The sequence below is a fragment of the Citrobacter sp. RHBSTW-00524 genome, assembly GCF_013747755.1.
GTDB lineage: Bacteria > Pseudomonadota > Gammaproteobacteria > Enterobacterales > Enterobacteriaceae > Citrobacter > Citrobacter braakii.
This window is the reverse complement of record NZ_CP056421.1, coordinates 939,958-951,605: the sequence shown is the minus strand read 5'-3', so window position 1 is coordinate 951,605 and position 11,648 is coordinate 939,958. Positions and strand designations below refer to the sequence as shown.

12 protein-coding genes are annotated in these 11,648 nt (G+C 52.6%); 4 read left to right on the top strand and 8 right to left on the bottom strand.

Features of this window, described 5'->3' with window-relative positions:
• Positions 1-2: 2 nt before the first annotated feature.
• Positions 3-716, bottom strand: coding sequence for a bifunctional protein-disulfide isomerase/oxidoreductase DsbC (gene dsbC / locus HV229_RS04690; protein WP_181546976.1), 714 nt, complete (start codon positions 714-716; stop codon positions 3-5).
• Positions 717-739: 23 nt separating this feature from the next.
• On the bottom strand, positions 740-1,636 hold the full coding sequence (gene xerD, locus HV229_RS04685; protein ID WP_016154346.1) for a site-specific tyrosine recombinase XerD: 897 nt from the start codon (positions 1,634-1,636) through the stop codon (positions 740-742).
• A 113-nt stretch (positions 1,637-1,749) separates the two neighbouring features.
• Between xerD and fldB the strand changes: the two genes are divergently transcribed.
• Positions 1,750-2,271 (top strand): flavodoxin FldB, encoded by a 522-nt coding sequence (gene fldB, locus HV229_RS04680; RefSeq protein ID WP_016154347.1) that lies wholly within the window; start codon positions 1,750-1,752, stop codon positions 2,269-2,271.
• Between the two features lie 100 nt (positions 2,272-2,371).
• Here the strand turns inward: fldB and HV229_RS04675 are convergent, their stop codons facing one another.
• Both HV229_RS04675 and sdhE read right to left on the bottom strand, forming a co-directional pair.
• Positions 2,372-2,779 (bottom strand): protein YgfX, encoded by a 408-nt coding sequence (locus HV229_RS04675; RefSeq protein ID WP_016154348.1) that lies wholly within the window; start codon positions 2,777-2,779, stop codon positions 2,372-2,374.
• A complete protein-coding gene (gene sdhE / locus HV229_RS04670; RefSeq protein ID WP_016154349.1) occupies positions 2,760-3,026 on the bottom strand; it encodes an FAD assembly factor SdhE in 267 nt (88 codons plus the stop codon). Before sdhE ends, HV229_RS04675 begins: the two co-directional genes overlap by 20 nt.
• Before the next feature lie 257 nt (positions 3,027-3,283).
• Here sdhE and ygfZ point away from each other — a divergent pair, with 257 nt between their 5' ends.
• A complete protein-coding gene (gene ygfZ, locus HV229_RS04665) occupies positions 3,284-4,264 on the top strand; it encodes a tRNA-modifying protein YgfZ (protein ID WP_181546974.1) in 981 nt (326 codons plus the stop codon).
• A 79-nt stretch (positions 4,265-4,343) separates the two neighbouring features.
• On the opposite strand, the gene HV229_RS04660 is transcribed toward ygfZ, so the two are convergent.
• Both HV229_RS04660 and yqfB read right to left on the bottom strand, forming a co-directional pair.
• Positions 4,344-5,003 (bottom strand): hemolysin III family protein, encoded by a 660-nt coding sequence (locus HV229_RS04660; RefSeq protein ID WP_016154351.1) that lies wholly within the window; start codon positions 5,001-5,003, stop codon positions 4,344-4,346.
• A 163-nt stretch (positions 5,004-5,166) separates the two neighbouring features.
• The gene (yqfB, locus tag HV229_RS04655; protein ID WP_016154352.1) at positions 5,167-5,478 is read right to left on the bottom strand and encodes a N(4)-acetylcytidine aminohydrolase; all 312 of its coding nucleotides are present in this window, start codon (positions 5,476-5,478) and stop codon (positions 5,167-5,169) included.
• Between the two features lie 52 nt (positions 5,479-5,530).
• Between yqfB and HV229_RS04650 the strand changes: the two genes are divergently transcribed.
• Entirely contained in the window at positions 5,531-6,259 is a 729-nt protein-coding gene (locus tag HV229_RS04650) for a MurR/RpiR family transcriptional regulator (RefSeq protein WP_003838265.1), read from the top strand.
• Between the two features lie 120 nt (positions 6,260-6,379).
• A complete protein-coding gene (bglA, locus tag HV229_RS04645; protein ID WP_181546972.1) occupies positions 6,380-7,813 on the top strand; it encodes a 6-phospho-beta-glucosidase BglA in 1,434 nt (477 codons plus the stop codon).
• A gap of 94 nt (positions 7,814-7,907) precedes the next feature.
• Here the strand turns inward: bglA and HV229_RS04640 are convergent, their stop codons facing one another.
• Together HV229_RS04640 and gcvP are read right to left on the bottom strand one after the other, a co-directional pair.
• Complete coding sequence (locus HV229_RS04640; protein WP_181546970.1) at positions 7,908-8,651, bottom strand: SDR family oxidoreductase; 744 nt, start codon at positions 8,649-8,651, stop codon at positions 7,908-7,910.
• A 61-nt stretch (positions 8,652-8,712) separates the two neighbouring features.
• Positions 8,713-11,586, bottom strand: coding sequence for an aminomethyl-transferring glycine dehydrogenase (gene gcvP, locus HV229_RS04635; RefSeq protein WP_095716014.1), 2,874 nt, complete (start codon positions 11,584-11,586; stop codon positions 8,713-8,715).
• Between the last annotated feature and the right edge of the window lie 62 nt (positions 11,587-11,648).

Genomic DNA, 11,648 nt, shown 5'->3' with positions numbered 1-11,648 from the left:
AATTATTTACCGCTGGTTTGTTTTGCATGTGCGTCGAGGAATTCTTTCATCTCTTTCGGGCCCTGATAGCCAGGCACTACATAGCCATTGCTCAGCACAATCGCCGGCGTACCGCTGACGCCGAACTGTACGCCCAGCGCGTAGTGGTTAGCGATGTCCACATTACAGGTCGCTGGCTTCACATCTTTGCCAGCCATGGCGTCGTCAAAGGCTTTGTTTTTGTCCTTCGCACACCAGATAGATTTCATATCCTGCTCGGCCTGGCTTTCCAGTCCCTGACGAGGGAAGGCCAGATAGCGTACGGTAATCCCTAACGCATTGTAGTCTTTCATCTCTTCATGCAGCTTGTGGCAGTAGCCACAGGTGATGTCGGTGAAAACGGTAATGACGTGTTTTTCCTGCGGCGCTTTGTAGACGATCATCTCGTTTTCCAGCGCGTTCAAATGCTTCATCAGCAGTTGGTTGGTGACGTTTACCGGGCTTGCACCGCTCACGTCATACATCGGTCCCTGAATAATATGTTTACCGTCTTCGGTAACGTACAACACGCCGCTATTGGTCAGTACAGTTTTCATGCCCGCAACCGGAGCAGACTGAATCTCGGTACTCTTAACACCCAGCTTCGCTAATGACTGGCGAATCGCCGCATCGTCTGCATGTACCATGCCGGAAAACGCCGTCGCCAGCAGGGTGAATATCATAAAACGTTTTTTCATAACCTATCCTTTCCTGTCAGCACTCACGCTCGCGGGTGATGCTGTTGATGTAGTTGCCGCAAGCGCTCCGTTGCGACATGAGTATAAATCTGCGTTGTCGAGAGGTCGCTATGCCCCAGTAGCATCTGCACCACGCGCAGATCAGCGCCATGGTTGAGCAGATGCGTGGCAAACGCATGCCGCAGAACGTGCGGGGACAGCTTTTCGCTGTCGATTCCAGCCAACACAGCATAGTGTTTGATACGATGCCAGAAGGTTTGACGAGTCATCTGTTGCGCCCGCTGGCTGGGAAACAGCACATCTATTGATACACCGTTGAGCAACCACGGACGCCCATGCTCCAGGTACGTTTCCAGCCAGTACACCGCCTCCTCACCTAACGGGACAAGGCGCTCTTTATTACCTTTACCGATCACCCGAACCACGCCCTGACGCAGGCTGACGTCACTCATCGTCAGCCCCACCAGTTCAGACACGCGCAGGCCTGTGGCATACAATACTTCCAGCATGGCTTTGTCGCGAAGTTCCAGCGGTTGTTCTATCAGCGGCGCCTGCAGAAGTCGTTCGACCTGTGCTTCGCTGAGATCTTTGGGCAGACGCTGCGGAAGTTTAGGTGATGCAAGCGAGGCGCTGGGGTCATCTTCGCGATATTTTTCACGGTACAGATGCTGAAAAAAACGCCGCATTGCACTGAGCAAGCGTGCGGAACTGGTGGCTTTATATCCCCCATCCATCCGCTCAGCCAGCAATGCTTGCAGGTCATCACTCTGCGCGGTCGCAAGCGAGGCGCCGCGGTGATGTAGCCATTCAACAAGCATGGTCAGATCGCGACGATACGCACTTAGCGTGTTTTCCGCCAGATTTCGTTCCAGCCACAGGGCATCAAGAAACTGCTCGATGCGCGCCAGATCCTGTTCCACTCGCGCCCCTTATTTCACTCTCATTTTTGATGCATTATGCCTCATTGTGCCGAGAATGCGGCGATTCTGTTACACTACCCGCAACGCTACAGCAGAATTGAGATGTTTACGTCATGAACATGGGTCTTTTTTACGGTTCCAGCACCTGCTATACCGAAATGGCAGCAGAAAAAATCCGCGATATCCTGGGTCCCGAACTGGTGACACTGCACAACCTCAAAGATGATTCCCCGACCTTAATGGAGCAGTATGACGTGCTCATTTTAGGCATCCCAACCTGGGATTTCGGTGAAATCCAAGAGGACTGGGAAGCGGTCTGGGAGCAACTGGACGACCTCAACCTGGAAGGCAAAATTGTTGCGCTTTACGGTATGGGCGATCAGTTGGGATACGGTGAATGGTTCCTGGATGCGCTGGGTATGCTGCACGATAAACTGGTCACCAAAGGCGTAAAATTTGTTGGTTACTGGCCAACCGAAGGGTATGAATTTACCAGCGATAAGCCCGTCATTGCCGATGGACAGCTGTTTGTTGGCCTGGCACTGGATGAAACAAACCAGTACGATCTCAGCGATGAACGCATTCAGGCCTGGTGCGAGCAAATCCTTGGTGAAATGGCCGAACACTGGTCCTGATAACCATTTTGCCGGATGTAGGCTTAAACGCCATATCCGGCCTACATGCCGCACCGAACCGTAGACCTTAACGCTGCACGCCATCAGGCATTCATCAGCATTATCCCTGCTTCGCCTGTTGCAGTATTAACCGCCGCAAATCCCGCCACTCCGCGTCATCCATACTGTCTGCCGCCAGCCACAAATGCTGACGTTTTCCGGCATCGGAACGTAAACGCAGCATCATGCCTGTTTTGACCATCCAGGGTGCGCTAGCAATAGTCCACTCTTGCCCTTGCCAGCGCAGACGACCGTCCATCAACAGCCGAATCTCGCCCTGACAGGCATTGATTCGGCGCTGGCTACGGACGCTATCGAACACCACCAGAGAGAGCAGAACCAGCCATAATGGGGTGTAGCTCAATGGCCAGGGCATCAATAATATAAATACCGCGACCAGCCCATGAATGAGCAACGAAAGCCATTGCGCGCGCCATGAAACGCGTAAATCAGATTGCCACTGGACCACGTTCCCGATTCCGTGTCTGGATAAGTCGCACCATCTGCTCTAGCTGAGCATCAGCCGGTTTCCCATGATTCATCAACCAGTTAAATAAGTCTGGATCATCACATTCTAGCAGACGGATAAAGATACGTTTTTCTTCATCACTTAAGCTGTCATATTCATGTTCGAAAAACGGCATGATCGAGATGTCCAGCTCACGCATACCGCGACGGCATGCCCAATGAATACGTGCTTTGTTGTTAATATCCATGTTCTTCTTCCTGTCTCGCGAAAACGAAGTATCCCGCTATTGTAACGTGTTTTTCCCTCATATTTACGGGAATATCAGCAAACGGAAGCGTGCTCGCTAAATAAAACCACATTAAGTCAAAGGATTCAGCATTTTTGGATGTCTCCTCGCAAAGCTTAATATATGGCACAAATAGCCTGTTTAAACCGCTTGCAATGGGCCATAGCTCTTTTACCATTAGTCATTATCACTGCGTTAAGCAAATCAGGACATTAATTATGGCTTTTATATCTTTTCCTCCTCGCCAGCCTTTCGCGTCAACGCGCTTGCCTCTGACGCTAATGACGCTCGATGAATGGGCGCTCGCCACCATCACCGGTGTCGACAGTGAGAAGTATATTCAGGGTCAGGTCACAGCGGATGTCAGCCAGATGACTGAGCATCAGCACGTGTTGGCAGCACATTGTGACGCCAAAGGTAAAATGTGGAGCAACCTGCGTCTGTTCCGCCAGGGTGACGGTTTTGCATGGCTTGAGCGCCGTAATCTGCGCGATGCGCAGCTCACCGAACTGAAAAAATATGCGGTCTTCTCGAAAGTGGCGATTGCCCCGGACGACGAGCGCGTACTGCTGGGCGTCGCGGGATTCCAGGCGCGCGCAGCGCTGGCCAATCTCTTTAGCGAATTACCAAACAGCGATAAGCAGGTCATTACTGAAGGTTCTTCCACCATATTGTGGTTCGAACATCCCTCTGAGCGTTTCCTGCTGATCGTTGATATTGCAACGGCGGAAACCCTGGTAGAGAAGCTGCGCGGTGAAGCGGAGTTAAATAACAGCCAACAGTGGCTGGCGCTGGATATCGAAGCAGGTATTCCGGTGATTGATACTGCCAACAGCGCACAGTTTATTCCGCAAGCCACCAATCTGCAGGCTCTGGGCGGGATCAGCTTTAAAAAAGGCTGTTATACCGGTCAGGAAATGGTTGCTCGCGCAAAATTCCGCGGAGCCAACAAACGTGCCATGTGGACGCTGGCAGGTGCGGCCAGTCGGGTACCGGAAGCAGGTGAAGACCTGGAGCTGAAAATGGGTGAGAACTGGCGTCGTACCGGCACCGTACTCGCCGCGGTGCAACTGGCGGATGGACAGGTACTGGTGCAGGTTGTGATGAATAACGACATGGAAGCCGACAGCGTGTTCCGCGTTCGTGACGACGCGAAAACGCTGCATATCGTACCGCTGCCTTATTCGCTGGAAGAGTAAATCGCCGGGTGGTGACTTTATCTTACCGGGTCACGAGTTTTAAAGACCCGGTAAGCACAGCACCGCTGGGTAATAATAATTACGCCTGCCCCACGTACAGGTAGATCGCCAGGAAATGGCAAACGCTGCCACCCAGCACAAAGCCGTGCCAGATCGCATGGTTGTATGGAATGCGCTTACAGACGTAGAAAATAACGCCCAGCGAATACACCACACCACCAACTGCCAGCAACGTCACACCACCCACCGCCAGCTTAACCGCCAGTTGATACACCACAATCAGCGATAGCCAGCCCATCGCCAGGTAGGTTACCAGCGACAGGACCTTAAACCGGTGCGCAATGGTCAGTTTGAATAAAATACCGAGCAGCGCCAGGCTCCAGATAACAATCATCAGTCCACGTGCCAGCGGCGAATCCAGCCCCACCAGCAGAAATGGCGTGTAGGTCCCGGCAATCAGCAGATAAATCGCGCAGTGGTCGAACTTTTTCAGCCAGACTTTCGCTCTTTGATGGGGGATCGCGTGATATAAAGTTGAGGCAAGGAACAGCAGGATCATGCTGCCGCCATACAGGCTATAGCTGGTTATCGCCATGGCGCTGGCGTTGGTATCCACTGCCTGAACCAGCAACAATACCAGTCCGACAATCCCAAACACCAGCCCGATACCGTGACTGATGCTATTGGCTATTTCCTCTGCCAGCGAATATCCCTGCGCAATTAATGGCTTCTGAACCATATTTTACTCCCGAGAAACGAACACTATCGTGATTGCTCCTCTAGCGTAACTGAGAATGGTTCCAGTGAACACCTGTTAGCTAAAATATTTGCCAACTAAATAACAATCCATAAAAATCATGACATTATATTTTAATATTCAGCTAACAGGCGTACCGTTAAAATCAAAGACATTTAAAATCAATCACATAAAATTGTGTTTGATCCGGGTAAATCTCGGCAATCACGTGTTTAAGTTCTTCTAGCGTCATGTTTTCCTGGCGAGCATGTTTCTCCGTCAGCGTATCCAGCGTGACGGTTGAGGTGCCAACAACCTCAATCGTGCAGAAGTACCCCTCATCTTCGAAGCGCCCAACCCGTAGAATGTCACCGGCTTTGAAGTGTGATTCGGACTCGTCACGAATCGTAATGGTTTTGCGTCCGGCCAGAATGTCATCCTGGAAACGCTGAAAAAAAGTGATGTCATTTGGCTGCATGTTATTATTCCCTGTAGATGAAGTCTGATGAGTGAGTTTTGCCATTGTGAGTATGTTCTCCCACGCTGCCATCGCCAGTCTCAACAATCTTGAGATGCTGGTCTACAACTATGTCATCAAAAACCGTGACAAAGTCATGTACATGACCATTCGCGAACTGGCGGATGCCGTGGGCGTTTCCACCACCACCGTACTGCGCTTTTGCCGCAAGCTTAAGTGTGAAGGTTACTCAGAATTTCGCGTACGCTTCAAATTATATTTAGAGCAGAATGAACCGCAACAGGCTAATTTCGGTGCCAGCGAAATTATCAGCTTCTTTAAAGGCGTCAATAACGACGAGTTCGACAAACTACTCGATCAGGCTGTTGATATTATATTATCTTCCGAGCGTATTATATTCGTCGGGGCGGGAACATCCGGAGCCCTGGCAAAATATGGTGCACGATTTTTCTCAAACGTCGGAAAATTCAGTAATCACATCGATGATCCTTATTTCCCGGTAACAAATGATATGGCCAGAAACGCGCTGGCGATTGTGCTTTCCGTTTCTGGAGAAACCGAAGAGATCCTTCGCTTTGCCAGCCAGTTCAGCCTGCATAACTGTAAGGTTCTGTCGGTCACCAGCCATGAACATTCGCGCCTCGCGAAACTTGCCGACTTTAATCTCTCCTGGCACGTTCCACAGACGCGCATTGCCGGGGTATACGATATAACCACGCAGATCCCCGTTATTTATATTCTGGAATCACTCGGTCGCAAACTGGCGAAAAGAATAGCGTAAAAAAACAATATGTTTTTTTGATGTAACAAATCACATTAACGCTATTTTGTTATATCGTGACATTTATCTTTCCTTTGTTAGACTCAAAATCAGATTGTATTAATTTGAGACTGAGCGCAGATGAAAAAAATTACCTTACCAAACGATTTTTTATGGGGCGGCGCGGTTGCGGCGCATCAGGTTGAAGGCGGCTGGAATAAAGGTGGCAAAGGGCCCAGCATTTGCGACGTACTGACCGGGGGGGCACACGGAGTTCCGCGAGAAATCACTCAGGACGTCGTGCCAGGTAAGTACTACCCCAACCACGAAGCCGTCGATTTTTACGGTCATTACAAAGAAGACATTAAGCTGTTTGCCGAGATGGGCTTCAAATGCTTCCGTACGTCAATTGCCTGGACCCGTATCTTCCCCAAAGGGGACGAAACCCAGCCAAACGAAGAAGGGCTAAAATTCTACGACGACATGTTTGATGAACTGCTGAAGTACAATATCGAACCGGTCATCACCCTTTCCCACTTCGAAATGCCGCTACACCTGGTTCAACAGTACGGTAGCTGGACCAATCGTAAAGTCGTCGATTTCTTTGTCCGTTTTGCTGAAGTGGTCTTTGAGCGCTACAAGCACAAAGTCAAATACTGGATGACCTTCAACGAAATCAACAACCAGCGTAACTGGCGTGCACCGCTGTTTGGCTATTGCTGCTCCGGCGTGGTGTATACCGAGCATGAAAACCCGGAAGAGACTATGTACCAGGTGCTGCACCACCAGTTCGTGGCCAGCGCTCTGGCGGTGAAAGCCGCACGTCGCATCAACCCTGAAATGAAAGTCGGCTGCATGCTGGCAATGGTCCCACTATACCCGTTCTCCTGTAAGCCTGAAGATGTGATGTTCGCGCAGGAATCGATGCGTGAACGCTATGTATTCACCGACGTTCAACTACGCGGCTACTATCCATCTTATGTACTGAACGAGTGGGAGCGCCGCGAATTCAATATTCGAATGGAAGCTGGCGATGAACAAATCCTGCGTGAAGGTACCTGCGACTATCTCGGATTTAGCTACTACATGACCAACGCGGTAAAAGCGGAAGGTGGTAGCGGCGATGCAATTTCCGGTTTTGAGGGCAGCGTGCCGAACCCGCACGTCAAAGCATCCGACTGGGGCTGGCAGATTGATCCGGTCGGCCTGCGTTACGCCTTATGCGAACTGTACGAGCGTTATCAGAAGCCGTTGTTTATCGTTGAAAACGGATTTGGCGCTTACGACAAAGTGGAAGAAGACGGCAGCATCCACGATGACTACCGCATCGACTATCTGCGCGCCCACGTCGAAGAGATGATGAAAGCGGTAACGTATGACGGCGTAGATCTGATGGGCTACACGCCGTGGGGCTGCATCGACTGCGTCTCGTTCACCACCGGCCAGTACAGCAAACGCTACGGTTTTATCTACGTGAACAAACACGACGACGGCACCGGCGATATGTCGCGATCGCGTAAGAAAAGTTTTGAGTGGTATAAAGCGGTGATTGCCAGCAACGGCGAGAATCTGTAATTTTTTGCCGGATGGCGCTGCGCTTATCCGGTTTACGGGAACTGAACCTGTAGACCAGAGCAGACATTTACGCCGCCATCCGGCAAGCAACGCATTACTTCCCGCCGGCCAGGTCCAAAAAACTGCCCGTGACGTAAGACGCCTTCTCACTCAGCAGCCAGGTTATCGCCTGCGCGACCTCTTCCGGCTGTCCGCCGCGCTGCATAGGCAACATGGATTTCACGCGATCCACCCTTCCCGGCTCGCCGCCTGACGCATGCATTTCCGTGTAGATAAGACCGGGTCTCACGCAGTTCACGCGTATCCCCTGCGCCGCAACCTCCAACGCGAGGCCGGTGGTAAGCGTGTCCACCGCACCTTTTGAGGCTGCATAATCAACGTATTCGAACGGGGCGCCAAGCCGTGACGCCGCCGAAGAGACATTCACAATCGCCCCGCCCTGACCGCCGTGCTTAAACGACATGCGCTTTACAGCTTCCCGACAACACAGAAAATAACCGGTAACATTAGTCGCCAGGACGCGATTAATACGCTCAGCGGTTAGACTTTCCACCGTGCTCTGTTCAAACAAAATCCCGGCATTGTTCACCAGCGCAGTCAGCGGCTCACCCTCGCGGTCAATGGACTCAAACATCGCCCCGACCTGGCTTTCATCGCTGATATCTGCCCGCAGAGCAAACGCCTTTCCTCCCGCAGCGGCGATATTGTTCACCACCTCCGTTGCCGCACGAATATTGTGATGAAAGTTAACGGCGACCGTGTAACCCTCTAGCGCTAACTGCAGCGCGGTTGCCCGACCAATACCGCGACTGCCCCCCGTAACCAGTGCTATAGCCATCACTATTCTCCCCAAAAATAAAGGCGCCGAAGCGCCTTTAAAAGATAGCTGAATCAGTCGATTACTGATAATCGCTCAGCGGCACGCAGGAGCAGAACAGGTTACGGTCACCGTAAACGTCATCAAGGCGTTTCACGGTCGGCCAGTATTTGTTCGCTACGCCCGCCGGGAAGACGGCGATTTCGCGGCTGTAACCGTGATTCCACTCCGCGACCAGCTCATTTTGCGTGTGCGGGGAGTTAACCAGCGGGTTATCTGTAAGCGACCATTCACCGGCTTTCACGCGATCGATCTCAGCGCGGATTGCAAGCATCGCATTGATAAAGCGATCCAGTTCCACTTTGCTTTCCGATTCAGTCGGTTCCACCATCAGCGTACCCGCTACCGGGAACGACATGGTCGGCGCATGGAAACCGTAATCGATCAGACGCTTGGCAATATCCAGTTCGCTGATGCCGGTCTCTTCTTTCAGTGGGCGAATGTCGAGAATACATTCATGTGCCACTCGACCATCGCGACCGGTATACAGCACCGGATAGGCATCTTTCAGACGGCTGGCAATGTAGTTAGCATTGAGAATCGCCACCTGGCTTGCCTGCTTCAGACCTTCTGCCCCCATCATACGGATGTACATCCAGCTGATCGGCAGAATGGATGCGCTACCGAACGGTGCCGCAGAAACCGCGCCCTGACGGGTGAGCATCCCTTCAATCTGTACTACGCTATGACCCGGCACGAACGGCGCCAGATGCGATTTAACACCGATTGGACCCATACCTGGGCCGCCGCCGCCGTGCGGAATGCAGAATGTTTTATGCAGGTTAAGGTGTGAGACATCGGCACCGATAAAGCCCGGTGTGGTGATCCCAACCTGAGCATTCATGTTCGCGCCATCAAGATAAACCTGGCCGCCAAACTGGTGCACAACGTCGCACACTTCACGGATCGTTTCTTCATACACGCCATGAGTAGAGGGATAGGTCACCATGATACAGGAGAGGTTTTCACCCGCCTGCGCCGCTTTTTCACGCAGATCGCCAAGATCGATGTTGCCGTTTTTATCACAGGCGACAACCACTACCTGCATACCCGCCATCTGTGCGGAGGCCGGGTTGGTACCGTGGGCAGAGGCCGGGATTAGACAGATATCGCGATGGCCTTCGTTACGGCTTTCGTGATAATGGCGAATCGCCAGCAGACCCGCATACTCGCCCTGCGCGCCGGAGTTCGGCTGCATGCAGACTGCGTCATAACCGGTCAGTTTTACCAGCCATTCGGAAAGCTGGCCGATCATCTGGTGATAACCTTCTGCCTGCTCTGGCGGGCAGAACGGATGCAGTTCAGCGAATTCCGGCCAAGTGATAGGGATCATCTCGGCGGCAGCGTTCAGCTTCATGGTGCAAGATCCCAGCGGGATCATTGCCTGGTTCAGGGCCAGATCTTTGCGCTCCAGCGAGTGCATGTAACGCATCATCTCGGTTTCGCTGTGATAGCGATTAAACACCGGATGGCTGAGGATCGCATCATCACGCAGCATGCTGTCCTGAATGGAACGGCTGTCGAGCGCCACGTCTTTGTCCAGCGTATCGATGTTCAGACCGTGGCTGTCTCCCAGCAGAACATTGAACAACTGCACCACGTTTTCACGGGTGGTGGTTTCATCGAGCGTAATACCTACCGCGTTATGGATATCGCTACGCAGGTTGATTTCTGCCGCTTCAGCACGCGCCAGTACCGCAGCCTTATCGGCCACTTCAACACACAAAGTGTCAAAGTAGTGCGCATGACGCAGCTTTAATCCTTTTTGTTGCAGACCGGCTGCCAGAATATCGGTCAGACGATGGATGCGATTAGCGATGCGTTTCAGGCCAACCGGGCCATGATAAACGGCATACAGGCTGGCGATGTTGGCCAGCAGAACCTGCGAGGTACAAATGTTGGAGTTCGCTTTCTCGCGGCGGATATGCTGTTCGCGAGTCTGCATCGCCATGCGCAGGGCGGTATTACCCGCTGCATCTTTGGAGACGCCGATAATACGGCCTGGCATGGAGCGTTTGAATTCGTCTTTAGCGGCAAAGAATGCCGCGTGCGGGCCGCCGTAGCCCATCGGTACGCCGAAGCGTTGCGCAGAGCCGAAAACGATATCCGCGCCCTGTTTGCCCGGTGCAGTCAGCAGTACCAGCGCCATAAAGTCGGCAGCGACGCTGACCACTATTTTACGGGATTTCAGCTCAGCCATCAGGGCGCTGTAGTCGTGCACTTCACCGGTGGTGCCAACCTGCTGCAACAGCACGCCGAACACATCCTGATGATCCAATGCTTTTGCCGCGTCATCAACAATGACGTCAAAACCAAAAGTTTGCGCACGAGTACGCACTACGTCCAGCGTTTGCGGATGAACATCAGCCGCCACAAAGAAACGGTTGGCGTTTTTCAGTTTGCTGACGCGTTTGGCCATCGCCATGGCTTCAGCTGCAGCAGTAGCTTCATCCAGCAGAGAAGCGGAAGCCATGTCCAGGCCGGTCAGGTCCAGCGTCACCTGCTGGAAGTTCAGCAATGCTTCCAGACGGCCCTGGGAGACTTCCGGTTGATACGGGGTGTAGGCGGTGTACCAACCCGGGTTTTCCAGCATGTTACGCAGGATAACCGGTGGCAGCTGCACGGCGGTGTAGCCCATGCCAATGTAGGACGTGAAGCGCTTGTTACGCCCGGCGATGGCTTTTAATTCAGCCAGCGCAGCGTATTCGGTCGCCGCCTCGCCCACCTGTGGCGGGGTTGCGAGCTGAATGTCTTTCGGCACAATCTGGCCGATCAGCGCGTTTAACGACTCGGCGCCAACCGCATTCAGCATCTCTTGCTGCTGCGCGGCGTCCGGTCCGATGTGGCGTTCAATGAAAGCGCCGCTATTTTCAAGCTGGCTTAACGTCTGTGTCATGGGCGATGGTTCCTGAAACGTGCAGTGAATCGTAGGTGTCTCTACTTACCTGAATACGCAAA

What these genes read in the sequence shown, in the direction of transcription:
- bglA (WP_181546972.1), top strand. Translation starts at nt 6,380, where the DNA reads ATGAAAAAAATTACCTTACCAAACGATTTTTTATGGGGCGGCGCGGTT.
- sdhE (WP_016154349.1), bottom strand. Translation starts at nt 3,026, where the DNA reads ATGGATATTAACAACAAAGCACGTATTCATTGGGCATGCCGTCGCGGT.
- HV229_RS04650 (WP_003838265.1), top strand. Translation starts at nt 5,531, where the DNA reads ATGTTCTCCCACGCTGCCATCGCCAGTCTCAACAATCTTGAGATGCTG.
- ygfZ (WP_181546974.1), top strand. Translation starts at nt 3,284, where the DNA reads ATGGCTTTTATATCTTTTCCTCCTCGCCAGCCTTTCGCGTCAACGCGC.
- gcvP (WP_095716014.1), bottom strand. Translation starts at nt 11,586, where the DNA reads ATGACACAGACGTTAAGCCAGCTTGAAAATAGCGGCGCTTTCATTGAA.
- yqfB (WP_016154352.1), bottom strand. Translation starts at nt 5,478, where the DNA reads ATGCAGCCAAATGACATCACTTTTTTTCAGCGTTTCCAGGATGACATT.
- HV229_RS04640 (WP_181546970.1), bottom strand. Translation starts at nt 8,651, where the DNA reads ATGGCTATAGCACTGGTTACGGGGGGCAGTCGCGGTATTGGTCGGGCA.
- fldB (WP_016154347.1), top strand. Translation starts at nt 1,750, where the DNA reads ATGAACATGGGTCTTTTTTACGGTTCCAGCACCTGCTATACCGAAATG.
- dsbC (WP_181546976.1), bottom strand. Translation starts at nt 716, where the DNA reads ATGAAAAAACGTTTTATGATATTCACCCTGCTGGCGACGGCGTTTTCC.
- HV229_RS04660 (WP_016154351.1), bottom strand. Translation starts at nt 5,003, where the DNA reads ATGGTTCAGAAGCCATTAATTGCGCAGGGATATTCGCTGGCAGAGGAA.